Raw genomic sequence first — 24,835 nt, 5'->3', positions numbered from 1 at the left:
TATTATGATATTATTAACATTTTTAAAACAAGGAGTGTAAAATGAATAAGACTAACTTTATCAGTCTTGATAAGAAGATTGAAGAATTAAAATCACTTACAGCAAAGCTTGATATTTATAAGGTGGCCAATAGTTTATTTCATGAGCTTATGATGTTTGGTCAAATGGGGAGTCGGGGGAAACTTAACTCTCCTGCTCGGCAAAGTCTGTATCTGTTGGGGGTAATGTCTTCCCAAAGTATTTGTAATACTGAAGAGCTTTCTGATGAAAAATTGAATAAAATATACTCTCTTCTTAATGACATTTACAGTAAGTATTTAAGTGTTTATTTTCCTGATAAAAAAGATTTTGAGCAAGGAATCGATAACTCTTGGTTAAAAACTCGCCATGCATCTATGCCAGCTTTTTTGGGATATTTTTTTGAAAGCAAAAAAATTGCAACTGATGAACTAAGAAAAGATCTTTTAAAAACTTATGAACAATTTGAAGATATTATTTCTGCTCATTTTGGTTTATCGCACAAAGATATGATTGAAATTACAGATCGTATTGGTTCTATTCTTCAAAATAGAATCGATTATATCTACAAAATTTTAGGTGACGTTGATACAAAAAGATTAGAATTCGCCAATTCAGATGTAAATGAATATCATGAAAATCTTAAAGCCTTACAAGAAGGTTGCGGCCCATTAATGTTAAAGCTCATGAGGTTATCTGAGGAGATTTGCATCTTCAAATTTGATGAAATTGATGGCATCGACCCTGCAAAAATCGAACAATTTAAACAGCATTTTGTTTTGAAGAAAGGCACTGCTAATGATATCAATTATATTACTGATGAGAATTCTTTAGAAACCAATCCTATTATAACTGTTGATGAAAAGAATTATGCTCTTTGCTCAATCAATTTTATGTTGCTTGCCGTTCAGAATAAAATAGATCAGTATTTCAAAGACAGTAAGTTCAATGATCGCTTCAGAAAAGCTAGGGATATAAAACTAGAGCAAGATGCGAAGGAAGCATTCAGTGAATTACTTCCAGAAAATTCGATTGTATTAGAAAGTGTTTTTGAAAATAATAAATCATCTAATGAACATGATCTCGTAATAATCACCAACAGAACTATATTGATTGTTGAAGCAAAAGCGGCACCAAGGCGCGAACCACTAAGAGATCCTTCTAGAGCATTTACAAGAATAAAAGATGACTTTAAGAAGAAGTCTGGGATTCAAAGCGGTTGTGATCAAGCATTGAATCTAAAAACTCTCATTGAAAAAAATGAAATCACCATCTTGTATGATAGAAAAGGAAATGTGCTGCATACTATTTCAAAACAAGACTTTGATGAGATATATTGTATATGCGTAACAAAGGATGATTTTGGTTTATTGGCTACTGACTTAACAATCTTATTAGAAAAAAATGATGATGTGAAATCTCCTTGGGTGATTAATATTGATGATTTGAGGTTTTTAATTTCATGCTTGAAATATATTGGTAAAGATTGGTTGTATTTCATTGATTATTTATCACAAAGAGTAAATTTAATGGGGAAAATAATTGCCGCTGATGAATTAGAAATCGCTGGAGCTTTTTTGAAATATAATGGTTTTAAAAACATAAATAAAGATAGCCCTCAATTATTCCTTGATATTAGTGAATCAACTGTCTTTGATGAAATCCATTTAGCCAAGCTTGAAGGTAAAACTTACACCCTGAAAATAACTGAGCCTGATTTTGTTGAAATTGATAGACGAAAAATATTCTCAATAAAAAATAAAAAACCAAAGGACAAGAAAAACAGAGAGCAAAAAAAAGCAAGAAGAAGAAATAGGAAATAACTGATCAAATACATCTCAAAAAGTCTTGGTTATTCGAGCCTTTTTAAAATTAAATATTCCGAAATATTATATTTAAATATCTATGGTATGAGGGATCGATTGTAACAATTAGATATAGTTATTCCTTTGGGGGGCTTTTAACCTATTATTGTAATAGGTAATAGGTAATAGGTAATAGGTAATAGGTAATAGGTAATAGGATCATGCATAGTGTTACTACATGTGCTCTGGGGCTGTAAACAGCAGGCCATGTCAATGCGGAGTACCGTCATGATGGGAATCAGCGACGGGAAGACCGAAAACAGAAATTTCGCGGCGTGCGAGTTCAGCGCGAATCTGTTGCCATATTTGATTGAGATATCGCTGTGATTCGTGTGGACTTACTACCGAATTGCGATTTTGCTGCTGGCTACTGGTGCTAGGTGGTGAGAGGCATACCGCTTTGAAAGGGGAGAATATTGTCGGTAACAGGGTTATGTTTACCCTGACAAATAACGGTGAAAGGCGCGTTTTTCCAATATCGGATGATAATGCTAGGATTATCAAACACAGGTAATCAGGGCGTCTTTTCTGAGTAAGTTACAAAACGTTCCGGTTGAGGATGAAAGAAGCAAAACCCAACTTGCCAGATGGACAGGCGGCCCATGCTTTGCGGCACACGTTCGCAACGCACTTCATGAAGAAGGGGGGCAACATAATTGCTTTGCAGCGGATATTGGGCCATGCGGATATTTATCAAACGATGGTTTACGCACACTTCGCACCAGATTATTTACTGGATGCTGTGAGCTATAATCCTCTCAGCGGAATCCACACTCTGGAGGCAAAGCGGGGGATTTGCGGGTTAATTAAGTCTGTAAAATACTGATTCGGCGCTGTGCCTTACGGGGCTGCGCTTGTCAGGATCCCACCATCAAGGGGAAGGTCAAGGGGGAAATGTGAATATCAGCGATGTTGCGAAAAAAACCGGATTGACCAGCAAAGCAATCCGCTTTTATGAAGAGAAGGGGCTGGTGACGCCGCCGCTGCGCAGCGAAAACGGCTACCGTAGCTACACGCAACTGCATCTGGACGAGCTGACGTTACTGCGTCAGGCGCGTCAGGTGGGTTTTAACCTTGAAGAGTGCGGTGAGCTGGTGAATCTGTTCAACGATCCAAAACGCCACAGCGCAGATGTAAAAAAACGGACGCTGGAAAAAGTGGCGGAGATTGAACGGCACATTACGGAACTGGAAGCGATGCGCAAGCAGCTGCTGGCGCTGGCGGAATCCTGTCCGGGAGATGACAGCGCCGACTGCCCGATTATCGATAATCTTGCCGGCTGCTGTCATCGTAAGGCGCAGGCTTAGCAGGCTTTCACCCGAAGCGTAATCCCTTCCACCGCGATGACCTCAACCCGCGTCCCGGCGCTGAGGTCATCGTCGGCCACCACCGGCCAGGAGCTATCGCCCACGCGCATATGTCCGCGGCCGTTCACCAGCGCAGTCTCAAGCGTAAAGCGCTGACCGACGATCTGCTGTCCACGCTGATTGAGATGGGTATCCAGCGGTTTTTGCTCGTTAACCTGACGGTTCAGCCAGCGCCACCACAGCCAGGCGGCCACCAGCGTCAGCACGGCAAACAGCGCGCCCTGCCACGCCCAGTCCAGGGGGAGCAGCCAGACCAGCAGCCCGGTAATCACCGCGGCCACACCGCTCCAGAGCAGATAACCGTTGCCACCAAGCATCTCTGCGGCCAGCAGTAAGCCACCCAGGCTTAGCCAGAAAGCATGAGGATGTGCGACGATCAGCTCAATCATTTTTTGCGCTCGTTTCCGCTGTCTTTGATAAGTTCAGCAATCCCGGCGATGGAGCCCATCAGACTGCTGGCATCCAGCGGCATCATCACCACTTTGCTGTTATTTGCCGAGCCGATCTCTTTCAGCGCATCGGTATATTTTTGCGCGACAAAGTAGTTCACGGCCTGGATGTCACCGGCGGCAATGGCCTCGGATACCATCTGGGTTGCGCGGGCTTCCGCTTCGGCAGAACGTTCACGCGCCTCTGCCTGCAAGAAGGCAGACTGGCGATCCCCTTCCGCTTTCAGAATTTGCGACTGTTTTTCCCCTTCTGCTTTCAGGATCTCCGCCTGACGCACCCCTTCGGCTTCCAGAATATAGGCGCGCTTGGTTCGTTCTGCCTTCATCTGGGCGTTCATCGAAGCGATAAGCTCCGCAGGTGGGCGAACGTCCCGGATTTCAATGCGGGTGACTTTAATGCCCCACGGGTTTGTCGCTTCATCAACAATGTGCAGCAGACGGGTGTTGATGCTGTCACGCTGAGAGAGCATTTCGTCCAGCTCCATAGAGCCGAGTACCGTACGGATGTTGGTCATTGTCAGATTAACAATCGCCAGCTCCAGGTTGCTCACCTCATAGGCGGCTTTGGGCGCATCAATTACCTGAATAAAACAGACGGCATCGATGGTGACGTTGGCGTTATCCTTCGAAATAACTTCCTGCGAGGGGATATCCAACACTTGTTCCATCATGTTGATCTTGCGACCAATTCTGTCCATGAAGGGAACAATCAGGCTCAAACCTGGCTGGAGTGTATTAGTGTAGCGGCCGAAGCGTTCAACGGTCCACTGATATCCCTGCGGGACAATTTTGACCCCGGCGCCCACAATAACCAGCGCAACGAATATAAGGACAGGAACAACGATAAGCATAAAAACCTCCTGTTTTGCATGCTGTTGATGAGTAAAAATGCATGTTTATTGTTCATCAGTATATCGGCTATCGGGCTGAAATTCGCCTCTGAAAATAGGCTGGGAATGGACAAAGGATTATGCTACAGACGATTTTTACCAGAATCGGTTAACGGAAGCGGAATGAACGATCAAAAAAACATATTACATCTCAGGGATGTCGGGTTTCGTGTTGGGGGGAATACGATCCTTCAGCACGTCGAATTTTGCCTTTCACCGGGCGAGTTTAAATTAATCACCGGGCCGTCAGGCTGCGGCAAAAGCACGTTGCTGAAAATTGTGGCTTCACTGCTAAGTCCTACGGAGGGAACCGTTCTGTTTGAGGGCCACGATATTGCGACCCTCTCCCCGGAACGCTATCGCCAGCAGGTCTCTTATTGTGTACAGACCCCTTCACTGTTCGGCGAAACGGTCTATGACAACCTGATCTTTCCGTGGCAGATTCGCCAGCAAACGCCGGAGCCGAATAAATTTATCGCTGACCTGGCCCGCTTTGGCCTGGCGCAGGAGACATTGACCAAATCCATTAATGAGCTCTCCGGGGGCGAAAAGCAGCGCGTTTCGCTGATTCGTAACCTGCAGTTTTTACCGAAGGTGCTGCTGCTGGACGAGATCACCAGCGCGCTGGATGAGGCCAACAAGCGCAACGTGAACGACATTATCCATCGCTACGTCAGTGAACAAAATATTGCCGTGCTGTGGGTGACGCACGACGCAAATGAAATTGCCCATGCGGATGATGTCATCACGCTGCAGCCGCAGGGTGGGAAATGGCAGGAGGCAAACCATGGGTGAGCATAATATCACCAACGCATCGCTGGCGTTTTCCATGGTGCTGGTACTGGTGGCGATTTTAGTGAGCTACCGGGAAAAGCTGGGGCTGGAGAAAGATATTCTCTGGAGCATCTGCCGCGCGGTGATTCAGCTCATCATCGTTGGCTATGTGCTGAAGTACATCTTTAACGTCAACCACGCGGTGCTGACGCTGCTGATGGTGCTGTTTATCTGCTTCAACGCAGCGTGGAATGCGCAGAAGCGCAGCAAATATATCGATAAGGCGTTTGTCTCGTCATTTATTGCCATTACGACCGGGACCGCGCTGACGCTGGCGGTGCTGGTGCTATCTGGCTCTATTGAGTTTACGCCAATGCAGGTGATCCCCATCTCCGGGATGATCGCCGGGAACGCCATGGTGGCGGTAGGGCTGTGCTACAACAACCTTGGCCAGCGCTTCAGCAGTGAGCAACAGAAGCTGCAGGAGAAGTTAAGCCTGGGGGCCACGCCAAAAGTGGCGTCGGCGCGGCTGATTCGTGAGAGTATCCGCGCGTCGCTGATCCCTACGGTGGATTCGGCGAAAACGGTGGGGCTGGTGAGTCTGCCGGGGATGATGTCAGGGCTGATCTTCGCTGGCATTGATCCGGTGAAAGCGATCAAATATCAGATCATGGTGACCTTTATGCTGCTCTCCACGGCGAGCCTGTCGACCATCATTGCCTGTTATCTGACGTATAGGAAGTTCTACAACGCGCGCCACCAGCTGGTGGTCACACAGCTAAAAAAAGCGGATTAAGCCTGTTTGTGTAGGCCCGGTAAGCGTGAGCGCCACCGGGCATTTTTTTTAGTAGAGCAGCGCGTACAGCTGACGACGGTACTTCGAGGCCAGCGCATCGCCGGTACCCAGCGCGGCCAGGATCTCCTGGAACATTTTCCGCGCCTGACCGTCAGCGGCAGCCAGATCGTTTTGCAGGTGGCTGAACAGCAGTTCCAGTGCCTCTTCGTTTCGACCCACCTGATGCAGCTGGAGTGCCAGCTGGCTTGCCAGCGCTGCGTCGGCCGGGTTATCGGCAACCTGCTGCTGGAGTTGCTGGATTTCCGGGGTATCCGCCGCCTGTTTCAGCAGATCAATTTGCGCCACCAGGCCCTGATAGCGGGTGTCCTGATCCTGCAACGGGATCGTTTTTAGCACGGCTTCAGCATCTTCTGAGCGGTGCAGGGCAATCTGCGTTTCAGCCAGCAGCAGGCCAATCTGGCTGTTCTGCTTAGAGAGCTGCCAGGCGTCTTTCAACAGCGGCAGGGCTTCGTCGTATTTACCTTCCTGCATCAGCGCCATGGCTTCCTGCGCTTTTAGCTCCTCCTCACGCGGCAGCACTTTATCCAGCAGGGCGCGGATCGCCTCTTCAGGCTGCGGTCCCTGGAAGCCATCAACAGGCTGTCCATTCTGGAAAAGGTAGACCGTGGGGATGGCGCGCAGGCCAAACTGAGAGGCCACCATGGGTTCTGCATCACAGTCCAGTTTGGCGAGAATGAACTGGCCATTGTATTGTGCGGCAAGGCTTTCGAGGACCGGCGTCAGCTGCAGACAGTGTTGGCTGCGTTCAGACCAGAAGTAGAACAGTACCGGTTTAACCATCGACTGTTCGAGGACCTGTTGCAGGTTTGCTTCAGTAATATTGACGATATTCTGTACGGACATGCGGCATTCTCTTTTATCGGTTTGTTATTTACATGGGGGTGAGCGTCGTCGCTTCAACTCAACCGTGTAAAATTTTGTCCATCATCCGGCCCGGCAGCAGACGTTTTAACCAGCCTACGGCATGGGTGACCAGCGTTACCGGATAGCGCATTTTTGGGTTATCGCTCTCAAAAGCATGGCGCACTTTCGCGACAACCGCTTCCGGCCCAAGGGTAAAACGTGCGGCGATGCCGGGGTTTTCGACCGGTTTGTCCGCCTGCGTCTGGTTGACGTTATCCGTAAAACGGGTGCGGATGGGGCCGGGTTCAATCAGGCTCACCTTAATCCCGCTGTGACGCAACTCCATGCGCAGGGCGTCCGACCATGCTTCCAGCGCATATTTGCTGGCGGCATACGCGCCGCGGCCGGGGGTAGAAATCAGCCCCATGACCGAGGAGGTCATCACGATACGCCCTTCACCGTGAGGCAGCATCGCCGGAAGCAGGCGCATGGTGAGCTGATGCACACCGAAAAAGTTGCTGGAAAACTGTTGTTCAAGCTGTTCGCGGGAGATCGTATTCAGCGGGCCATAGAGACCGTAACCGGCATTATTGAACAGACCGTACAGACGGTTGCCGGTAAGGGCGATCACCTCATCTGCGGCGCGTTCAACGCTTTCCGGTGAGTCCAGATCCAGCAACACGCTGGTGAACCCCATCCCGTTGAGGCGTTCCACATCGTCAGGTTTACGGCAGGCCGCCAGCACCTGAAATCCCTGACGCTTTAATTCGAGCGCGCTTTCAAGACCAATTCCGCTGGAACATCCTGTAATTAAGACCGATTTTTGCATAACTTTACCTGTCAGGATCTCCGCTTAATCAGGAGTCATGGTTAACTAAAGGAGCCAGCCGCGTTGCCATCCAGTCGGCAATAAACGGCTGTGCATCGCGATTGGGGTGGATCCCGTCATCCTGCATCCAGTTGGGTTTGAGATAGACCTCTTCCATGAAAAATGGCAGCAGCGGAATATCAAACTCGTTGGCAAGCTTAGGGTAGATCGCGCTAAAGGCTTCATTATACCGACGACCGTAGTTGGCGGGCAGGCGAATTTGCATCAGCAGCGGCTGGGCGTTCGCCGCTTTAATGTCCTTCAGGATGGTGCGCAGGGTTTGTTCCGTTTGCTGAGGCTGGAAGCCACGCAATCCGTCGTTACCGCCCAGCTCCACCAGTACCCATCGCGGTTGATGCTGTTTGAGCAAGGCTGGCAGACGCGACAAGCCCTGTTGCGAGGTATCACCGCTGATGCTGGCGTTGATAACAGACGTTTTGCTCTGCCATTTTTCGTTGAGCAGAGCCGGCCAGGCCGCACTGGCCGCCATACGATAGCCTGCGCTGAGGCTGTCGCCGAGAACCAGTAACGTGTCCGCTGCCGCCGCGCGGAAAGTCATCAGAATCAAAAACAGGAAGGGCAAATGCCAGCGGAAAACATTGTTGAAGTTCATCGTCTTAAGAAGTCCGTCGGTCAGGGGGAACACGAGCTTTCCATCCTCACCGGAGTTGAACTCGTTGTCAAACCTGCCGAAACCATTGCGCTGATTGGCGAATCCGGTTCCGGTAAGTCCACGCTGCTGGCTATTCTGGCCGGACTGGACGACGGCAGCAGCGGCGAGGTTAACCTGGTCGGACAGCCGCTGCATCAGCTTGATGAAGAGGCGCGTGCCGCGCTACGTGCCCGTCACATCGGCTTTGTGTTTCAGTCCTTCATGCTGATCCCCACCCTGAACGCGCTGGAAAATGTTGAATTGCCCGCGCTGCTGCGCGGAGAAAGCAGCCGTGAAAGCCGCGATCATGCGAAGGCATTGCTGGAACAGCTGGGGCTGGGGAAACGCCTTGACCATCTTCCGGCGCAGCTTTCCGGTGGAGAGCAGCAACGCGTGGCGCTGGCCCGCGCATTTAATGGTCGCCCGGAGGTGCTGTTTGCCGATGAACCCACCGGGAACCTGGACCGTAAAACCGGCGATAAGATTGCCGATCTGCTGTTCTCGCTCAACCGGGAACATGGCACCACGCTGATTCTGGTCACGCACGATCCGCAGTTGGCCGCCCGCTGCGATCGCCGCCTGCGGCTGGTCAACGGTGAATTGCAGGAGGAAGCATGATTGCCCGCTGGTTCTGGCGCGAGTGGCGCTCGCCTTCGCTGCTGATCGTCTGGCTGGCGTTAAGCCTGGCGGTGGCCTGCGTGCTGGCGCTGGGCAGCGTCAGCGATCGCATGGAGAAGGGGCTTAGCCAGCAAAGTCGCGAATTTATGGCGGGCGACAGGGCGCTGCAAAGCTCGCGCGCCGTCCCGCCAGGCTGGATCGACGAAGCGCGCAAGCGGGGGCTTAAGGTCGGGGAGCAGATAAGCTTCCAGACCATGACCTTTGCCGGTGACACGCCGCAGCTGGCCAGCGTCAAAGCCGTGGATGATATCTACCCGATGTACGGTGAACTGCAGACCAGCCCGCCAGACGTCAAGCCGAAACCCGGTACGGTGCTGCTGGCACCGCGACTGATGGCGCTGCTGAACCTGAAAACAGGTGACAGCATCGACGTGGGGGACGCGACGCTGACCATTGCCGGGGAGGTGGTTCAGGAACCCGATTCCGGCTTCAACCCGTTCCAGCTCGCCCCACGCTTGCTGATGAACACCGCAGACGTGGCGAAAACCAACGCCGTCCAGCCGGGGAGCCGCGTCACCTGGCGCTATAAGTTTGGCGGCACGCCTGCGCAGCTGGAGGCGTATGAAAAATGGCTTCTGCCGCAGTTAAAACCGGAGCACCGCTGGTACGGGCTTGAGCAGGATGAGGGCGCGCTCGGCAAGTCTCTTGAACGCTCTCAGCAGTTTCTGCTGCTCTCGGCGCTGTTAACCCTGCTGCTGGCCGTCGCGGCGGTAGCCGTGGCGATGGGACACTACTGCCACAGCCGTTACGATCTGGTGGCGATCCTCAAAACCCTTGGCGCGGGCAGGGCGCAATTGCGGAGGCTGATTGTTGGCCAGTGGCTGATGGTGCTGGCGCTGTCGGCCGTCACCGGTGGGGCGACAGGTCTGCTGTTTGAAAAGCTGCTGATGATGCTCCTGAAACCGGTACTGCCTGCCGCGCTGCCGCCAGCAAGCCTCTGGCCGTGGCTGTGGGCGATTGGCGCGATGACCGTGATTTCATTGCTGGTGGGGTTGCGCCCGTACCGGCTCCTGCTCGCCACCCAGCCGCTGCGCGTGCTGCGCCGCGATGTGGTGGCCAGCGTCTGGCCGCTCAAATACTACCTGCCGGTGATGGTTGCCGTGGTGGTCGGGCTCCTTGCCTGGCTGATGGGCGGGAGTACCCTGCTGTGGGCCGTGCTGGTCGGGGCGGTGGTTCTGGCGCTGCTGTGTGGCGTGCTGGGCTGGATGTTGCTCACTGTTCTGAAAAGGATGACGATTAACTCCCTTCCCGTGCGGCTGGCGGTGAACCGTCTGCTGCATCAGCCGTGGTCAACGCTGAGCCAGCTTTCGGCGTTTTCGCTCTCGTTTATGCTGCTGGCGCTTTTGCTGGTGCTGCGCGGCGATCTGCTGGATCGCTGGCAACAGCAGCTTCCGCCGGAAAGCCCGAACTATTTTCTGATCAATATTGCTCCAGAACAGGTGACGCCACTGAAGGGTTTTCTCTCTGAGCATCACATTATTCCCGAGTCGTTCTATCCGATCGTGCGTGCGCGCCTGACGCAGATCAACGGTCAGTCGACGGAGGGGAATAAAGATGAGTCGCTCAACCGTGAGCTAAACCTGACCTGGCAGGAGAAGCGCCCGGATCACAACCCTATCATCGCCGGAAGCTGGCCGCCAAAGACCGGGGAAGTGTCGATGGAAGAGGGGCTGGCAAAGCGTCTGAATGTGAAGCTCGGAGATAGCGTGACCTTTACCGGCGACACGCAGGATTTCAGCGCCAGAGTGACCAGCCTGCGCAAAGTGGACTGGGAAAGCCTGCGGCCAAACTTCTTCTTTATCTTCCCTGTCGGGGCGCTGGATGGACAGCCGCAGAGCTGGCTCACCAGCTTCCGCTGGGAAAACGGCAACGGCATGTTGACGCAGCTTAACCGGGAATTCCCGACGGTCAGCCTGCTGGATATTGGCGCGATACTGAAACAGGTCGGTCAGGTGCTGGAGCAGGTCAGCCGCGCGCTGGAGGTGATGGTGGTGCTGGTGACGATTTGCGGCGTGCTGTTGCTGCTGGCACAGGTGCAGGTTGGCATGCGTCAGCGTCATCAGGAGCTGGTGGTCTACCGTACGCTGGGAGCCGGCAAGCGCCTGCTGAGGGCTACGCTGTGGAGCGAGTTCGCCCTGCTGGGGCTGGTGGCAGGCCTGGTGGCCGCCATTGGCGCAGAGGCGGCGCTGGCAGTGCTGCAGTCGAAAGTCTTCGACTTCCCGTGGGAGCCAGACTGGCGCCTGTGGCTGACGCTGCCGGTGTGCGGTGCGCTTTTGCTTTCACTTTGCGGCGGCTGGCTTGGAACGCGGCTGTTAAAAGACAAAGCACTGTTCCGCCAGTTTGTCTGTTAGTTCACAGACGTGATGGTTGCGTGCCGGTTTAAATGCTGGTGCGCAGCCCGTTAACAGCACAAATCGATAATACCCACTCATTTAGTAGCACAAAACATTAAAAACCCGCCCACACAGCCCGATTATTTCCAGTTAATATTCACACGCTAAATATTTAGCAGCGTGTCTATTAAGGAAAAATAATGACTATAAAAACAACCGCGCTGGCGACAGCTATTGGCGCAGCAGTGGCATTAACCTCCTTCGCATCTCAGGCGGAAATCACGGTTCTTAAGCAAGATCCTCAGGCGGGTAACCCGCTGAGCCGTCTGAACTTTACCGTTGGCGGCAGTATTCGTCCTCAGTTCCAGAACATGACGGGCGACGACGGTAAAAACAGCTACAAACGTAACGGTTTCGACGGCGGCACCCGTTTCCGTTTTGCGGCAGATTACTATCTGTTCGACGACATCAGCTGGATCAGCTACTACGAACTGGGTGTGAATATCCCTGCCCAGTTCAACTGGGATCATCACTATGCCGAGGGTGCCCACGACACCACGCGCCGTATGCTCTACACCGGCCTGAAGAGCGACACCTGGGGTACGCTGACCTTCGGTCAACAGAACAGCGTGTACTATGATGTGGTGGGCGTGAAAACCGATATCTGGGACTACGACATGATCGGTCAGGCACCAGGTAACGGTATCAACGGCGACTACGATGGCTCTTATCGTTCACGCAATATGCTGAAATATAAGAAAACCGTTGGTGATGCTGATATCTACGCCTCTTACCTGTTTGAAGACAGCGAATACCTGCCGGGCAACGGTCTGCGCTACAAGCGTAAAGGCGGCGGTTCCCTGGGTATCGATTACCACCTGACCACCGATCTGACCTGGGGCGCGGCATGGAACTACACCCGTGCGGATATGCGTAACCCGGACAACGGCGACAGCAAAACCTATGACCAGAACATCCTCGGTACCGCGCTCAGCTGGACACCGGATAACTGGACCTTCTCTGCTGGCGGCGGCTGGTACCAGAACTTCCTGACCACCAAAAAAGTGTCTGTTAACGACTACTTTGCCGGTGACGCATGGGGTATCGAATACTTCGCAGGGTACAAATTCCCAATCAATCAGTATGCGGTTAAATCCATCCAGCCATACTTCATGGGTGACCGTATCGAGTACGTGAACGGCCGTAACTACCAGCGCATCGACAACGGTGTGGGTATCAGCTTCCAGCTGGACTACGGTTTCCGTGTGGATTACGAACACGTGTTCACCTCCAGCACCGACAACCTGGGCGATATGAACCTGGTGCGTCTGCGTTACGACTTCTAAGGTCGAAGCACAGGGTGCGGTCTGATGCCCTCACCCTGACCCTCTCCCACAGGGAGAGGGTACAAACATTAAAAACGGCAACCAGGTTGCCGTTTTGCTTTTACCTCGCCACCCGGCTTTCTTTTAGCGATCAAGCCAATCAGCGACCTCGCCATACATCCCGCGATATACAATCTTTTCTGCCTTTTTCTCCAGCTGATAGCCGTACATCGGGTCGTAATAATCTCTGAGCAGCGGCGCAAGCCAGCTAAAGTGTGCGTCAGTGCTGCCAGAGCGTTGTTGTTCCAGCAGTGCGGAATCTAACAGCGCGGTGAATTCCGCATAACGCTGCAGCCCCAGACGGCGGCGAATGGCGAACAGGCCGTGGTGCAGATACTCGCTATACTCCTTCCAGCCCGCCTCTTCGCCGTAGGCGGCAGAAAAATCGGCCCACATATGGTCGAAATACTCTTCACGCAGGCGCTCAAGACGAATGTCAAACGGATCCTCTACCACCACGATAGGGGCTTCGGCCATCCGGTCGCGCAGGCATTCCGGCAGATGGTTAGAGCCAATCATCCTGCCCTCATCCTCCAGCACCCAACGTGCAGCATCTTTTTTCAACAGCTCGACGGCCAGATGATTTTCAAAGCTTGCCTGGGAAAGCTGTGGCGTGAGCGTGCGGCCAAACGACGAGCCGCGATGGTGGGCCAGCCCTTCCAGATCGATCCCCTGCGCGTGCTGCTTCACCAGCAACGTTTTACCGTTTCCGGTACAGCCGCCGATAAGCACCATCGGTTTTTGTGACTGCTCAATAGTGACCTGAATCGCCGTCTGACGCAGGGCTTTATAGCCGCCGCGGATCAGCGGGTAATCCACGCCCGCCTCTTTCAGCCAGGCCTGCGTGATATGCGAGCGCTGTCCGCCGCGCGCGCAGCAGATAAAGCCCTCAGGACGGGCAAGACAGGCTTCGCGCCAGGCGTTGATCCGGGCCTCCCGCGTGTCGCCGTTCACCAGACTATGGCCGAGCGCCAGCGCAGCGTCGGGCCCCTGGCGTTTGTAGCAGGTCCCCACGGCGGCGCGTTCGTCGTCGTTCATTAAAGGCAGGTTGATTGCCGCAGGCATCGCACCCTGCGCAAATTCGATCGGCGCGCGAACGTCAATCAAAGGGGTATCGGACGCGAGTATCGCGCGATAATCCGTTCCATCGTTCATGGTTATTCCAGAAATCAAAACAGCAATGGAGGGGGATTTTACGCGCGTGAGGAGAGGCCGGGGAAGGGGAAGATCAACTCCCCGGCAATTATCGCTTATTTGAGCTTTGATTGCGCCCAGACAATCCCGCTTGCGTATTCCGGCGGCAGGAGAGGGATCATCGCTTCCAGGGTAGCGCTCAGGCGGCCTGCGTCGCTGTCGTTCAGGTTCAGGTGACCCACTTTACGCCCCGGACGAACCTCTTTGTCGTACCAGTGCAGGTGCACCAGCGGCAGCTTCAGCCAGTCGTAGTTCAGATCGGTACCGATCAGGTTGATCATCACTGAAGGGCTATTAACCACCGGCTGTGGCAGCGGCAGGTCAGTAATGGCGCGCAGGTGCAGCTCAAACTGGCTGATTGATGCGCCGTTTTGCGTCCAGTGACCGCTGTTGTGAACGCGCGGTGCCAGTTCGTTGATCAGCAGACCAGACGGCGTTACAAAACACTCCATCGCCATCACGCCCACATAACCCAGTTCATGCATAATGGCCGAGAGCATCTCTTCCGCCTGGGTCTGCTGTTCAGCATTGGCCTGCGGGAAGGCGACGCTGGTGCGTAAGATCCCGTCCTGATGCAGGTTATGGGTCAGAGGATAAAATACGGTACGCCCGTCGTGGCCGCGAGCGCCAACCAGCGACACTTCACCGCTGAAGTTGATGCCCTGCTCAACGATGCACTCTCCGTAGCACTCTTCCGGCAGTTCGGCGGTTTCGTGCGCGCGCAAACGCCACTGTCCGCGGCCGTCATAACCGCCGACGCGACGCTTTACAATCGCCAGTTCGCCCAGCATAGCGAAGACATCGTTCCACTCGCTTTTATCAGACAGCAACTGCCACGGCGCGGTCGCCAGTCCGAGCTTGTCGAACAGCTGTTTTTGCGTCAGACGGTCAGCAATGATTGGGAACACGTCGCGGTTCACAAAAGCGTTATGGCGCGCCAGTTCACGAGTCAGCGCGGTTTCCGGCCAGCGTTCAATCTCAGCGGTAATGACGCTCTGGTGGAACGGCACGGCTTCGGGTTCGGCATCCAGACCGACCGGCCAGACGGCAATGCCCAGCGGTTCACCGGCCTGGCGCAGCATGCGGCCTAACTGACCATTGCCGAGGACGCAAACCTGCTTCATGCCGCACCCCGCGGGTCCGGGTTGTCCAGCACTTCGTCGGTCTGGGCTTTACGCCAGTCCGCCAGACGCTGATGTAAGGCTTTATCGTGCGTCGCCAGGATCTGCGCCGCCAGCAGAGCCGCGTTTGCCGCGCCCGCTTTGCCGATGGCCAGCGTACCCACAGGAATACCACGCGGCATCTGCACGATGGAGTAAAGGCTGTCGACACCGCTCAGTGCGGCGCTCTGCACCGGAACACCCAATACCGGCACCAGCGTTTTGGCGGCAATCATGCCCGGCAGATGTGCTGCGCCACCCGCACCAGCAATGATCACCTCGTAACCGTTCTCTTGCGCGCTTTCGGCAAAGCTGAACAGTTTATCCGGCGTGCGGTGTGCGGAAACCACTTCAACGTGGTGAGGAACATTCAGGATTTCAAAGATTTCGGCGGCGAACTGCATGGTAGCCCAGTCGCTTTTGGACCCCATCACGATGGCGACACGCGCCGGATTATTGCGGGAAGACATGCGTCTTAAAACTCCTGTGGTGCGAAACACACTGCTTTCGAGGGCACAAAGAATAGCATGTAATACGGGCAAGGAAAACGGTTGCGCGGTTAAAAACCGAGCCGTTGTGGTGCGCGGGAATAACAAAACAGACCGCATTCAGGCGGTCTGTTTTGAGAGGTTATTGAAGATCCCCTGCGGACAGGTTCTCTTTGTCGAATGCGTGGCTGACATCAATATGATTCACCATGCTGGTGTCGATATTCGAGCCGGCTTCCGGTACACAGAAGCCATTCTCTGCTGCCATCGCGCCAGTGGACAGTCCAGCGGCCAGCAGCAGGGCACTTACGATGCTGATTTTTTTCATTCTCTTTCCTTCCTCATCGTCTTGTCGCTGTCGCGGATCTACTGGCGGCACGGCAAACGGCGATCTTATTTAGTCAGTTCTGCAGTCATGTGCACGCGGTTATTGAACTGTGCGCTGGTGATTTTGTAAGACGCGCCCTGTTCAGCAGCCTGAGCGGCAATTTTCGCTTCTGCACGATCCAGGGTTGAGGCTGTCGCGCTAACGCTTTGTGCGAAAGAACCGAAAGAGATCAGAGACAGAGCGGCAACTGCAACGAAAGTTTTGATAGATTTCATGGTCGTAATCCTTAAGTGTTTTGTTTGGGATAGGGCGTGTTGCCCTGATGTGATAAATGATAGGCCGACCACGGGCTGATTAAAATCGAAACAATTTGCCGATATCGTTCAAAAAAATAGAATGAGTTTTGCGGGGGAGATTAAAACGGGAAAGCGATCAGTTCCACACCTTCAGGCGTGACTTTCACCATCGATCCTTCGCTGTGCCACGCGCCCAGTACCACACGGTGAGCCGGTTCGCCATTGGCGACCAACGTATGCACGTCGGGACGGTGGGTATGACCGTGGATCAACCACTGGACGTGGTGTTTCTCCATCATGTTGACCACTGCCTGCGGGTTGACGTCCATGATAGTCATCGACTTACTGCTGTTGGCGGCTTTACTGCCCGCGCGCATTCTGGCGGCGATACGGTTCCGGATAAACAGCGGCAGGGCAAGGAACACCTTTTGGATCCACGGGGTGTGGACCTTCGCGCGAAACGCCTGATAGCCGGTATCGTCCGTACAGAGCGTGTCACCGTGCATGATCAGGACTTTTCGACCATAGAGGTCAAGCACCTGTTCTTCTGGCAGCAGCGTCATGCCGCTTTCGCGGGCGTAGCGAGGGCCGACCAGAAAATCGCGGTTGCCGTGAATGAAGTAGCAGGGAACGCCGGAGGTGACCAACGCGTGAATGGCGGCAGCCATTTCACGGTGCAGCGGGTTGGGGTCGTCGTCGCCGATCCAGGCTTCAAACAGGTCGCCAAGGATGTAAAGCGCGTCGGCGTGTCTGGCTTCACCCGCTAAAAAACGCAGAAAACCGGCGGTGATCGCCGGTTCTTCTGTTTGCAGGTGCAAATCTGCAATAAAGAGTGTCGCCACGAATTACTCGCTGACGGTCACGCTGGTAATCACAACGTCTTCTTTTGGAACGTCCTGATGCATGCCGCTGCGGCCGGTGGAAACAGCTTTGATCTTGTCGACCACGTCCATGCCTTCAACCACTTCTGCGAATACGCAGTAGCCCCAACCCTGCAGGCTTTCGCCGGAGAAGTTCAGGAAGTCGTTGTCAGCCACGTTGATGAAGAACTGCGCGGTGGCAGAGTGAGGTGCCTGAGTACGCGCCATCGCCAGCGTGCCGCGGGTGTTTTTCAGGCCGTTATTGGCTTCGTTTTTGATCGCTTCTTTTGTTTCTTTCTGCTTCATACCCGGTTCAAAACCGCCGCCCTGGATCATAAAGCCGTTGATCACACGGTGGAAAATGGTGTTGTTGTAGAAACCTTCGCGGCAGTAGTCCAGGAAGTTTTTAACTGTTTCAGGCGCTTTGTCATCAAAGGTTTTGATTACGATATCGCCATGATTAGTGTGGAAAGTAACCATTTTTGCATCCTGTTCCGTTATTGTGGTACGTCGACCCGCGTTCGGGTCAGATATAGGGGCCTGTTATAGCATAACCACAGGATGCGATCACCTTGCATTGTGTGCTGCTTCGGGTTTGAATTACGGGTAGAATACCCGGTTTTCGTCCACACACGTGTTTACATGGAATCTTCGATGTTAAAAATCTTTAATACAATGACGCGCCAGAAAGAGGAATTTAAACCTATCCATGCCGGGGAAGTCGGCATGTACGTGTGTGGTATTACGGTTTACGATCTCTGTCATATCGGCCATGGCCGTACCTTTGTCGCATTCGATGTCGTGTCGCGTTACCTGCGTTTCCTCGGGTATAACCTGAAGTACGTGCGTAACATCACCGATATTGACGACAAAATCATCAAGCGCGCTAATGAAAATGGCGAAAGCTTTGTCGCGCTGGTGGATCGTATGATCGTTGAGATGCACAAGGATTTCGACGCGTTAAACATTTTGCGCCCGGACAGCGAGCCGCGTGCGACCCACCATATTCATGAAATTATCGAGATCACGGAAAAGCTGATTGAACGCGGCCACGCGTACGTTGCGGACAATGGCGACGTGATGTTCTCAGTGCCAACCGATCCTACCTACGGCTCGCTTTCCCGTCAGGATCTTGACCAACTGCAGGCTGGCGCCCGCGTTGACGTGGTTGACGTGAAGCGTAACCCAATGGACTTCGTGCTGTGGAAGATGTCCAAAGAGGGCGAACCAAGCTGGCCATCTCCATGGGGAGAAGGGCGTCCGGGCTGGCACATTGAGTGCTCGGCGATGAACTGCAAACAGCTGGGCAAACATTTTGACATTCACGGCGGCGGTTCAGACCTCATGTTCCCGCACCACGAAAACGAAATCGCGCAGTCCACCTGTGCGCACGGCGGCGAGTATGTGAACTACTGGATGCACTCCGGGATGGTGATGGTTGACCGCGAGAAGATGTCTAAATCGCTGGGCAACTTCTTCACCGTGCGTGACGTCCTGAAGTATTACGATGCGGAAACCGTACGTTACTTCCTGATGTCGGGCCACTACCGCAGCCAGCTGAACTACAGTGAAGAGAACCTGAAACAGGCACGCTCTGCGCTGGAGCGTCTGTACACTGCGTTGCGCGGTACCGACAAGTCCGTGGAGGCCGCGGGCGGCGAGGCGTTTGAGGCCCGCTTTGTTGAGGTGATGAACGATGATTTCAACACCCCGGAAGCCTACTCGGTGCTGTTCGATATGGCGCGTGAAGTCAACCGTCTGAAGTCAGAAGATATGGCGGCGGCGAATGCGCTGGCTTCTCACCTGCGTAAACTCTCTTCCGTGCTTGGCCTGCTGGAGCAGGAGCCGGATGCTTTCCTGCAGAGCGGTGCGCAGGCGGATGACGGCGAAGTGGCAGAGATTGAAGCGCTGATTAACGCGCGTCTGGAAGCCCGTCAGGCGAAAGACTGGGCGGCAGCGGATGCGGCGCGCAATCGCCTGACCGAGATGGGGATCATCCTGGAAGATGGCCCACAAGGGACCACCTGGCGCCGTAAGTAATTTTCCCCTCACCCTAACCCTCTCCCAAAGGGAGAGGGGATTGTTAGGTGTTCTCCCTCTCCCTGTGGGAGAGGGCCGGGGTGAGGGCATCAGCGTGCACGCTTTCGCCACCACAACAACCCCATCAGCACCACTCCCGGCAGCCACACCCACAGCAGTTCAGAGATAATCACCTGATGCCCGTACGGCGTGGTATAGCGCGACAGGGCAAACGGGGCGACCTTAATCACCTGCCACGGCGCAAAGAACCGTTCATCTGACCACGGCCACAGCCAGCCGACGCCCTTGCCGCCGGTGGTGACGGAATCCAGCAGGCTGTGCGACAGCAGCGACACGGTTAAAAACAGCCAGCAGCGCGTCAAACTTGCCCTGAACCATCGTCGCCCGACCAGTACGCAGAGTATCGGCACCACGAAGGCAAACAGCAGTGAATGGGTAAAGCCGCGATGGCCGAAAACATTGCCGTAAGCAACGCCGAACTTAAACGCCAGCACGTCGGCATCGGGCAGCATCGCGAGCACGACACCGGCGAAAAGCAGGCGGGGAGGAATAACCCGGGTTCCCAGGCCTAAGCCCAGGCAAAGCGGAACAGCAGCGTGAGTGATAACGGTAGGCATCGTAATTTTCCATGACAAATCATGGGAATATAGCAGCGATTTTGCTGGAACTGACCTGTGCTAAATTCCGATTTTTACGCCGATTCCCGCGCGATAAGCTGGCCGGAGAGGGTAATGCGCTGCGTCTGCAGCTCTGGCTCTTTCAACTTACGGATGATAAGACCCGCCGCCTGGCGGCCTGTCTCGTCACTGGCGGAGGAGACATAGGTAAACGACGGCGAGGTCAGGTTGACGTGCAGCATATCTTCAAAGCCCACCAGTGCGACCTGCTGCGTCAGAAACACGTCTTTTCCCACGGTGCGGCCCACCTGATGAATGCCGCTAATGCAGCCGATCATCGCATCCGGTGAATGGCAGAGCAGGGCGGTGATGGTGTTGTTTTTCTCAAGCAGCTGGCGGGTCGCCATCGCCGCGGCTTGCGTGTCATCGCTGCAGGCCGGGGAGCTTTCATCGCGCCACACCAGCCCGTTCTGGGTCATTGCGCTGCGAAATCCGAGCAGGCGTTGCTCGCGAATAAGGCAGCCTTCCCGCCCGCCAATGTAGGCGATGTTGCGGTGCCCACGTTCAATAAGATAGCGCGCGGCCAGGTTCGCCGCCTGGCGGTTATCGCGCATCACCAGGTTGCATTTTTCGTCCAGCAGAGACTGCGAGACCACTACCAGCGGCAGCGGACACTGGCGGATCTGCTCCGGCAGGGTTGAGGAGCGCGTATCCGACGCGAGATAGATCACGCCCGCCACGCCCTGTTGCTTAAAGGAGAGCAGAGTACGCTCTAAATGCTCCCGATCGTTCAGCGGCTGGCCGAGAAAAACCATATAGCCCTGCTTCTCCAGCTCCTGGACGATACTCGCCATGACTTTGATGGAAAAGCTGTCGCTAAAATCACGCAGGATCAGGCCGATCAGGTTGGAGGTGTTGGCGCGAAGGTTGGCAGCGGCAACGTTATGAACATAGCCCAGCGTCGTGATGGCGGCATTGACCTTCTCGATCGTTGCTTCGGAGATTTTCCCTTTCTGGCGCAGCACCAGCGATACGGTAGAGACCGACACACCCGCGTGCTTTGCGACATCAATGATGCTGACTTTCTTCAAAACCGCTCCCTGAAATTTACCGATTATCAGCCAGATACGACACGTCTCTCAGCCTACAGGAGACGTGTCGTTCCGGCATCTTATTATTTGCCAATCATGGTGGACATGGTCTGGGCGATAAACTGTGCTCTGGCACCGAAAATCACCTGAATTCCGTTATCACCCACGAAGACCACGCCACGAGCGCCGAGTCCGTTCAGGCCATCTTTATCCACCGCATCACTTTTTGCCACTTCCAGGCGCAGACGGGTGATACAGGAGCCTACGGAATCGATGTTGTGCGCACCGCCCAGCAGGGTAATGATTTCGGTGGCGAGTTCAGAATCGGATTTATCATCCGCGCTGGCGGTCACTTCGGTACGGCCCGGCGTTTTCACGTCAAAGCGACGGATCACGAAACGGAAAGTGAAGTAATAAATCAGGCCCATCGGAATACCAATGATAATGGCATTGAGGAAGTTGGTCTGATAGCCGTTGAATGACGGCAGGATCCCGAACGACAGATAATCGATAAAGCCTGCCGAGAACGACTTGGCGATATGGGCGTGCAGCAGATACATGGTCATGTACGCCAGGCCCGCCATAATGGCGTTAAAGACGTAGAGGATCGGCGCGACGAAGATGAAAGTGAACTCCACCGGCTCGGTGATCCCCGTCAGGAAGCAGGTGAGTGCCGCAGAGAAAAGAATACCGGCCGCGATTTTTTTATTTTTGGTATGCGCTTCATGATACATCGCCAGACACGCCGCAGGCAGGGCAAACAGCATCAGCGGGAATTCACCCTGCATGAACTTACCGGCGTTCTGGTAGGTGTCGCTGCTGAAGGATTTCACCCCTTCTTCCAGCATCTTGAACCAGATAGTCTGGTCGCCGTGGATCACCTGGCCTGCCTGGGTGGTGTAATCACCAAATGAGTACCAGAAAGAGGGATACCAGATGTGGTGCAGACCGAGCGGGATCAGCGCACGTTCGACCAGGCCGAAGATAAAGGTTGAGGCGGCCTGATTATCGCCGTTCACCACCACGGAGAGCGCGTCGATGCCTGCCTGAATGTGTTGCCAGACGTAGGGCAGCAGCAGACCGAGCAGGAACGAGAGAAACGCCGTGGCAATCGCCACAAAGCGTTTGCCGGAGAAGAAGCCAAGGAACTCCGGCAGCTGCATGGTGTGGAAACGGTTATAGCACCACGCCGCCAGAATACCGCAGATAAGCCCGCCAAAGACGCCCATCTGCAGCGTCGGGATGCCGACCACCATAGCGTATTTGCCGCCCTGAGAGGCCATTTCCGGCGTAATGCTCAGCACAGTACTGATGGTGATATTGGTAACAAACACCGAGACGGCGGCAGAGAGCGCGGCAATGCCGGATTCCGATGCCAGACCCACGGCGGAGCCAATAGCAAACAGCATTGGCAGGTTATCAAAGATAACCCCGCCCGCGTTCATCATCAGCGGCAGGTGGAACTTATCGCCAAAGGCCAGCAGCAGGCCCGCAGCGGGAAGCAGTGAAATTGGCAGCATTAAGGCGCGACCAATCATCGATAACTTAGACAGCGATTTAACAAACCCTGATATCAGACTCATGCTGATTTCCCCCGAGAAGCGCTTTTTTTGGCGCTGTTATTGTAAGTAGAACGTTTTAGTAGAACGTTCTACTTATCGTGGGCAAAGCGTGAAAAACGCGCAACTCAATTTTCACTTTTCAGCAGATGAAATAGTGATTATTTGAAGTTGATCGATAATTAACCGTGATGGGTATGGGGGGATTGTCATCCCCTCTCCCTGTGGGAGAGGGTTAGGGTGAGGGCATCAAACGACTCAGGCCGTAACGGTCACGCTCTGGCCGTCAAAGCTGACAGTCTGACCGGCAACAATCTTGCAGCGCTTACGCGTTTCTACCACGCCGTCGACGAAAACCAGCCCGTCGGCAATGGCAATCTTGGCCTGCGCACCGCTCTCGCTCCAGCCTTCCAGCTTCAGCAGATCGCACAGCTCAACGTGTGGATGTTTACCTAATGAAAATGTCGCCATGTTACGCGTCCTCTACGTCGTGATACTCCTCGCATGCCTGCAAGGTATTCTGAATCAGGGTTGCTACGGTCATCGGGCCTACGCCGCCCGGTACCGGGGTGATGTAAGAGGCACGCGCTGCGGCATCTTCGTAAACCACGTCGCCAACCACTTTGCCGTTTTCCAGACGGTTAATCCCGACGTCCACGACAATCGCCCCTTCCTTAATCCATTCCCCGGGAATGAAGCCCGGCTTACCGACCGCGACGATCAGCAGATCGGCATTCTCGACGTGATGACGCAGGTTTTTGGTGAAGCGGTGGGTCACGGTGGTGGTGCAACCGGCCAGCAGCAGCTCCATGCTCATCGGACGGCCCACGATGTTGGAGGCGCCAATCACTACGGCGTTCAGACCGTAGGTGTCGATGTTATAACGCTCCAGCAGCGTCACGATGCCGCGCGGGGTGCAGGGACGCAGGCGAGGCGCGCGCTGGCACAGACGGCCAACGTTATACGGGTGGAAACCGTCCACATCTTTATCCGGCGCGATACGCTCCAGTACCTTCACGTTGTCGATGCCTGCCGGCAGCGGCAGCTGGACCAGAATACCGTCGATCTCTTTATCGGCATTCAGGGTGTCAATAAGTTCCAGCAGTTCTGCTTCGGTGGTGGTTTCTGGCAAATCGTAAGAGCGGGAGACGAACCCCACCTCTTCACACGCTTTGCGTTTGCTGCCGACATAAATCTGCGATGCCGGGTTGCTACCAACCAGCACAACGGCAAGCCCTGGTGCGCGAAAACCAGCCGCTTTACGCGCCTTCACTTTTTCCGCGACCTCAGAGCGCACCTGCTGCGCAATCGTTTTACCGTCAATAATCTTTGCTGCCATCAGAGAGAAGATTCCGTCTGTAACGTTTGAAAGGGGGGATGGCCTGTATTTTGTCAGAAGCGAGCGCCGCTGTCAGTCACCCTTTGCGAGTTTTCCTCCGGCGGGCGTAAAGACCCTTCTCGGGTGATGGTCAATTTCTTAGGCAGGATTAGGATGTGACCTGGTAAAATGGCAGCGTTTTGACATATTTAAAAATAGTTTCCTGAGCTACTTTGTCTCCTCCGAAATAAGCTTTCAATTTTTCGATTGAACGTATTTCTTATTCCCGAAAATTCGCGGGAAGGGTTATTTACATTTTAAAGGAATAGACATGAAACTCAGCAACATTGCTTCTACTGTTATTGCTTCACTGGCCCTGGTCGCGGGTGCCGCTCACGCTGCCGATCCGGTTACGCCAGTTTCCGTAAATGGCGGTACCGTGCATTTTAAAGGTGAACTGGTTAATGCTGCATGTTCAGTAAATACCGATTCTTCCGAGCAGACTGTTAATCTCGGTCAATACCGTACCGCGAAATTCACCAAAGTGGGTGACACGACGTCTAATATTCCATTCACCATCGAACTGAACGATTGCGATCCGCTGGTGGCGAAAACGGCTGCTGTAGCGTTTACCGGTCAGATCGACGCGACCGACAAAACCCTGCTGGCAGTGACTTCCGGTAGCAACGACAACACCGCGAAAGGTGTTGGTATCGAGATCCTCGACAGCAAATCCAGCGTTCTGACGCCAGACGGTGCCACCTTCTCTGCTGCGCAGAACCTGATCCAGGGCACCAACACCCTGAACTTCAGCGCGCGTTATAAAGCCACTGCTGCGACCACTGAACCAGGCCAGGCAAATGCTGACGCCACTTTCGTTATGAAATACGAATAATTCCTCCGTAC

At 53.9% G+C, this 24,835-nt stretch carries 28 protein-coding genes; 10 read left to right on the top strand and 18 right to left on the bottom strand.

Features of this window, described 5'->3' with window-relative positions; translation table 11 throughout:
• The first annotated feature begins 41 nt into the window (after positions 1-41).
• A complete protein-coding gene (locus AC2FAK_RS05855; protein ID WP_095454690.1) occupies positions 42-1,841 on the top strand; it encodes a hypothetical protein in 1,800 nt (599 codons plus the stop codon).
• A 252-nt stretch (positions 1,842-2,093) separates the two neighbouring features.
• Here the strand turns inward: AC2FAK_RS05855 and AC2FAK_RS05850 are convergent, their stop codons facing one another.
• Entirely contained in the window at positions 2,094-2,387 is a 294-nt protein-coding gene (locus AC2FAK_RS05850; protein WP_375714098.1) for a replication endonuclease, read from the bottom strand.
• Positions 2,388-2,442: 55 nt separating this feature from the next.
• Between AC2FAK_RS05850 and AC2FAK_RS05845 the strand changes: the two genes are divergently transcribed.
• A complete protein-coding gene (locus AC2FAK_RS05845; protein WP_095454688.1) occupies positions 2,443-2,709 on the top strand; it encodes a tyrosine-type recombinase/integrase in 267 nt (88 codons plus the stop codon).
• A 70-nt stretch (positions 2,710-2,779) separates the two neighbouring features.
• The gene (gene cueR / locus AC2FAK_RS05840) at positions 2,780-3,190 is read left to right on the top strand and encodes a Cu(I)-responsive transcriptional regulator (RefSeq protein ID WP_013095907.1); all 411 of its coding nucleotides are present in this window, start codon (positions 2,780-2,782) and stop codon (positions 3,188-3,190) included.
• Here cueR and AC2FAK_RS05835 read toward each other — a convergent pair.
• Both AC2FAK_RS05835 and AC2FAK_RS05830 read right to left on the bottom strand, forming a co-directional pair.
• Positions 3,187-3,639, bottom strand: a complete 453-nt coding sequence (locus AC2FAK_RS05835; protein WP_020685017.1) for an NfeD family protein — start codon at positions 3,637-3,639, stop codon at positions 3,187-3,189. The two genes, cueR and AC2FAK_RS05835, sit on opposite strands and share 4 nt — an antisense overlap.
• A complete protein-coding gene (locus AC2FAK_RS05830) occupies positions 3,636-4,550 on the bottom strand; it encodes an SPFH domain-containing protein (RefSeq protein ID WP_008499312.1) in 915 nt (304 codons plus the stop codon). Before AC2FAK_RS05830 ends, AC2FAK_RS05835 begins: the two co-directional genes overlap by 4 nt.
• A 162-nt stretch (positions 4,551-4,712) precedes the next feature.
• Here AC2FAK_RS05830 and fetA point away from each other — a divergent pair, with 162 nt between their 5' ends.
• Together fetA and fetB are read left to right on the top strand one after the other, a co-directional pair.
• Positions 4,713-5,384, top strand: a complete 672-nt coding sequence (gene fetA, locus AC2FAK_RS05825) for an iron efflux ABC transporter ATP-binding subunit FetA (protein ID WP_095454687.1) — start codon at positions 4,713-4,715, stop codon at positions 5,382-5,384.
• Positions 5,377-6,159, top strand: coding sequence for an iron efflux ABC transporter permease subunit FetB (fetB, locus tag AC2FAK_RS05820; RefSeq protein ID WP_020685020.1), 783 nt, complete (start codon positions 5,377-5,379; stop codon positions 6,157-6,159). Before fetA ends, fetB begins: the two co-directional genes overlap by 8 nt.
• Positions 6,160-6,207: 48 nt before the next feature.
• On the opposite strand, the gene AC2FAK_RS05815 is transcribed toward fetB, so the two are convergent.
• From AC2FAK_RS05815 to tesA, 3 genes are read right to left on the bottom strand one after another with little or no spacing between them, the layout of a single operon-like run.
• Complete coding sequence (locus tag AC2FAK_RS05815) at positions 6,208-7,062, bottom strand: co-chaperone YbbN (RefSeq protein ID WP_013095911.1); 855 nt, start codon at positions 7,060-7,062, stop codon at positions 6,208-6,210.
• Positions 7,063-7,120: 58 nt separating this feature from the next.
• On the bottom strand, positions 7,121-7,891 hold the full coding sequence (locus AC2FAK_RS05810; RefSeq protein ID WP_013095912.1) for an SDR family oxidoreductase: 771 nt from the start codon (positions 7,889-7,891) through the stop codon (positions 7,121-7,123).
• Between the two features lie 28 nt (positions 7,892-7,919).
• Positions 7,920-8,543, bottom strand: coding sequence for a multifunctional acyl-CoA thioesterase I/protease I/lysophospholipase L1 (gene tesA, locus AC2FAK_RS05805; RefSeq protein WP_013095913.1), 624 nt, complete (start codon positions 8,541-8,543; stop codon positions 7,920-7,922).
• Here tesA and ybbA point away from each other — a divergent pair.
• The 3 genes from ybbA to AC2FAK_RS05790 all read left to right on the top strand — a co-directional run bounded on the left by ybbA (position 8,514) and on the right by AC2FAK_RS05790 (position 12,939).
• On the top strand, positions 8,514-9,200 hold the full coding sequence (ybbA, locus tag AC2FAK_RS05800; protein ID WP_013095914.1) for a putative ABC transporter ATP-binding protein YbbA: 687 nt from the start codon (positions 8,514-8,516) through the stop codon (positions 9,198-9,200). The two genes, tesA and ybbA, sit on opposite strands and share 30 nt — an antisense overlap.
• Entirely contained in the window at positions 9,197-11,611 is a 2,415-nt protein-coding gene (ybbP, locus tag AC2FAK_RS05795) for a putative ABC transporter permease subunit YbbP (RefSeq protein ID WP_095454686.1), read from the top strand. Before ybbA ends, ybbP begins: the two co-directional genes overlap by 4 nt.
• 182 nt (positions 11,612-11,793) lie before the next feature.
• A complete protein-coding gene (locus AC2FAK_RS05790; RefSeq protein WP_013095916.1) occupies positions 11,794-12,939 on the top strand; it encodes a porin in 1,146 nt (381 codons plus the stop codon).
• Positions 12,940-13,062: 123 nt separating this feature from the next.
• On the opposite strand, the gene mnmH is transcribed toward AC2FAK_RS05790, so the two are convergent.
• The 7 genes from mnmH to ppiB form a co-directional block, all read right to left on the bottom strand.
• Positions 13,063-14,133 (bottom strand): tRNA 2-selenouridine(34) synthase MnmH, encoded by a 1,071-nt coding sequence (gene mnmH / locus AC2FAK_RS05785; RefSeq protein WP_095454685.1) that lies wholly within the window; start codon positions 14,131-14,133, stop codon positions 13,063-13,065.
• A gap of 95 nt (positions 14,134-14,228) precedes the next feature.
• Positions 14,229-15,296, bottom strand: a complete 1,068-nt coding sequence (purK, locus tag AC2FAK_RS05780) for a 5-(carboxyamino)imidazole ribonucleotide synthase (RefSeq protein ID WP_095452968.1) — start codon at positions 15,294-15,296, stop codon at positions 14,229-14,231.
• Entirely contained in the window at positions 15,293-15,802 is a 510-nt protein-coding gene (gene purE, locus AC2FAK_RS05775) for a 5-(carboxyamino)imidazole ribonucleotide mutase (RefSeq protein ID WP_013095919.1), read from the bottom strand. Before purE ends, purK begins: the two co-directional genes overlap by 4 nt.
• A gap of 160 nt (positions 15,803-15,962) precedes the next feature.
• A complete protein-coding gene (locus AC2FAK_RS05770; RefSeq protein WP_095454684.1) occupies positions 15,963-16,148 on the bottom strand; it encodes a hypothetical protein in 186 nt (61 codons plus the stop codon).
• Positions 16,149-16,213: 65 nt separating this feature from the next.
• Positions 16,214-16,423, bottom strand: coding sequence for a YdgH/BhsA/McbA-like domain containing protein (locus AC2FAK_RS05765; RefSeq protein ID WP_013095921.1), 210 nt, complete (start codon positions 16,421-16,423; stop codon positions 16,214-16,216).
• Positions 16,424-16,563: 140 nt separating this feature from the next.
• Positions 16,564-17,286 carry a UDP-2,3-diacylglucosamine diphosphatase gene (gene lpxH, locus AC2FAK_RS05760; protein ID WP_023620084.1) on the bottom strand — a complete coding sequence of 241 codons (723 nt, stop codon included), beginning with the start codon at positions 17,284-17,286 and terminating at the stop codon, positions 16,564-16,566.
• Positions 17,287-17,289: 3 nt separating this feature from the next.
• On the bottom strand, positions 17,290-17,784 hold the full coding sequence (gene ppiB / locus AC2FAK_RS05755; protein ID WP_020685026.1) for a peptidylprolyl isomerase B: 495 nt from the start codon (positions 17,782-17,784) through the stop codon (positions 17,290-17,292).
• Between the two features lie 174 nt (positions 17,785-17,958).
• Here ppiB and cysS point away from each other — a divergent pair, with 174 nt between their 5' ends.
• Positions 17,959-19,344 carry a cysteine--tRNA ligase gene (gene cysS / locus AC2FAK_RS05750; RefSeq protein ID WP_020685027.1) on the top strand — a complete coding sequence of 462 codons (1,386 nt, stop codon included), beginning with the start codon at positions 17,959-17,961 and terminating at the stop codon, positions 19,342-19,344.
• An 89-nt stretch (positions 19,345-19,433) separates the two neighbouring features.
• Here cysS and AC2FAK_RS05745 read toward each other — a convergent pair whose 3' ends face one another.
• From AC2FAK_RS05745 to folD, 5 genes are all read right to left on the bottom strand, one after another.
• Positions 19,434-19,961 (bottom strand): metal-dependent hydrolase, encoded by a 528-nt coding sequence (locus AC2FAK_RS05745; protein ID WP_045902391.1) that lies wholly within the window; start codon positions 19,959-19,961, stop codon positions 19,434-19,436.
• 74 nt (positions 19,962-20,035) lie between these two features.
• Positions 20,036-21,052: a Mal regulon transcriptional regulator MalI gene (gene malI / locus AC2FAK_RS05740; protein ID WP_020685029.1), complete on the bottom strand. Its 1,017-nt coding sequence runs from the start codon at positions 21,050-21,052 to the stop codon at positions 20,036-20,038.
• An 83-nt stretch (positions 21,053-21,135) separates the two neighbouring features.
• Positions 21,136-22,635: a PTS transporter subunit EIIC gene (locus AC2FAK_RS05735; RefSeq protein WP_014830936.1), complete on the bottom strand. Its 1,500-nt coding sequence runs from the start codon at positions 22,633-22,635 to the stop codon at positions 21,136-21,138.
• Between the two features lie 234 nt (positions 22,636-22,869).
• Positions 22,870-23,082, bottom strand: coding sequence for a ribosome-associated protein YbcJ (ybcJ, locus tag AC2FAK_RS05730; protein WP_023621558.1), 213 nt, complete (start codon positions 23,080-23,082; stop codon positions 22,870-22,872).
• A gap of 1 nt (position 23,083) precedes the next feature.
• Positions 23,084-23,950: a bifunctional methylenetetrahydrofolate dehydrogenase/methenyltetrahydrofolate cyclohydrolase FolD gene (folD, locus tag AC2FAK_RS05725; protein ID WP_013095929.1), complete on the bottom strand. Its 867-nt coding sequence runs from the start codon at positions 23,948-23,950 to the stop codon at positions 23,084-23,086.
• A 310-nt stretch (positions 23,951-24,260) separates the two neighbouring features.
• Between folD and fimA the strand changes: the two genes are divergently transcribed.
• Entirely contained in the window at positions 24,261-24,824 is a 564-nt protein-coding gene (fimA, locus tag AC2FAK_RS05720) for a type 1 fimbrial major subunit FimA (RefSeq protein WP_014830938.1), read from the top strand.
• Positions 24,825-24,835 lie beyond the last annotated feature (11 nt).

The sequence above is a fragment of the Enterobacter cloacae complex sp. 394F7 genome (assembly GCF_057320385.1).
This window is presented reverse-complemented; position numbering and strand designations above follow the sequence as displayed.

What these genes read in the sequence shown, in the direction of transcription:
- tesA (WP_013095913.1), bottom strand. Translation starts at nt 8,543, where the DNA reads ATGAACTTCAACAATGTTTTCCGCTGGCATTTGCCCTTCCTGTTTTTG.
- AC2FAK_RS05810 (WP_013095912.1), bottom strand. Translation starts at nt 7,891, where the DNA reads ATGCAAAAATCGGTCTTAATTACAGGATGTTCCAGCGGAATTGGTCTT.
- AC2FAK_RS05745 (WP_045902391.1), bottom strand. Translation starts at nt 19,961, where the DNA reads ATGCCTACCGTTATCACTCACGCTGCTGTTCCGCTTTGCCTGGGCTTA.
- AC2FAK_RS05855 (WP_095454690.1), top strand. Translation starts at nt 42, where the DNA reads ATGAATAAGACTAACTTTATCAGTCTTGATAAGAAGATTGAAGAATTA.
- AC2FAK_RS05790 (WP_013095916.1), top strand. Translation starts at nt 11,794, where the DNA reads ATGACTATAAAAACAACCGCGCTGGCGACAGCTATTGGCGCAGCAGTG.
- cysS (WP_020685027.1), top strand. Translation starts at nt 17,959, where the DNA reads ATGTTAAAAATCTTTAATACAATGACGCGCCAGAAAGAGGAATTTAAA.
- AC2FAK_RS05835 (WP_020685017.1), bottom strand. Translation starts at nt 3,639, where the DNA reads ATGATTGAGCTGATCGTCGCACATCCTCATGCTTTCTGGCTAAGCCTG.
- purE (WP_013095919.1), bottom strand. Translation starts at nt 15,802, where the DNA reads ATGTCTTCCCGCAATAATCCGGCGCGTGTCGCCATCGTGATGGGGTCC.
- AC2FAK_RS05845 (WP_095454688.1), top strand. Translation starts at nt 2,443, where the DNA reads ATGAAAGAAGCAAAACCCAACTTGCCAGATGGACAGGCGGCCCATGCT.
- ybbP (WP_095454686.1), top strand. Translation starts at nt 9,197, where the DNA reads ATGATTGCCCGCTGGTTCTGGCGCGAGTGGCGCTCGCCTTCGCTGCTG.
- mnmH (WP_095454685.1), bottom strand. Translation starts at nt 14,133, where the DNA reads ATGAACGATGGAACGGATTATCGCGCGATACTCGCGTCCGATACCCCT.
- ppiB (WP_020685026.1), bottom strand. Translation starts at nt 17,784, where the DNA reads ATGGTTACTTTCCACACTAATCATGGCGATATCGTAATCAAAACCTTT.
- AC2FAK_RS05735 (WP_014830936.1), bottom strand. Translation starts at nt 22,635, where the DNA reads ATGAGTCTGATATCAGGGTTTGTTAAATCGCTGTCTAAGTTATCGATG.
- folD (WP_013095929.1), bottom strand. Translation starts at nt 23,950, where the DNA reads ATGGCAGCAAAGATTATTGACGGTAAAACGATTGCGCAGCAGGTGCGC.
- ybbA (WP_013095914.1), top strand. Translation starts at nt 8,514, where the DNA reads ATGCCAGCGGAAAACATTGTTGAAGTTCATCGTCTTAAGAAGTCCGTC.
- fetA (WP_095454687.1), top strand. Translation starts at nt 4,713, where the DNA reads ATGAACGATCAAAAAAACATATTACATCTCAGGGATGTCGGGTTTCGT.
- fetB (WP_020685020.1), top strand. Translation starts at nt 5,377, where the DNA reads ATGGGTGAGCATAATATCACCAACGCATCGCTGGCGTTTTCCATGGTG.
- AC2FAK_RS05765 (WP_013095921.1), bottom strand. Translation starts at nt 16,423, where the DNA reads ATGAAATCTATCAAAACTTTCGTTGCAGTTGCCGCTCTGTCTCTGATC.
- AC2FAK_RS05770 (WP_095454684.1), bottom strand. Translation starts at nt 16,148, where the DNA reads ATGAAAAAAATCAGCATCGTAAGTGCCCTGCTGCTGGCCGCTGGACTG.
- ybcJ (WP_023621558.1), bottom strand. Translation starts at nt 23,082, where the DNA reads ATGGCGACATTTTCATTAGGTAAACATCCACACGTTGAGCTGTGCGAT.
- AC2FAK_RS05830 (WP_008499312.1), bottom strand. Translation starts at nt 4,550, where the DNA reads ATGCTTATCGTTGTTCCTGTCCTTATATTCGTTGCGCTGGTTATTGTG.
- fimA (WP_014830938.1), top strand. Translation starts at nt 24,261, where the DNA reads ATGAAACTCAGCAACATTGCTTCTACTGTTATTGCTTCACTGGCCCTG.
- purK (WP_095452968.1), bottom strand. Translation starts at nt 15,296, where the DNA reads ATGAAGCAGGTTTGCGTCCTCGGCAATGGTCAGTTAGGCCGCATGCTG.
- AC2FAK_RS05815 (WP_013095911.1), bottom strand. Translation starts at nt 7,062, where the DNA reads ATGTCCGTACAGAATATCGTCAATATTACTGAAGCAAACCTGCAACAG.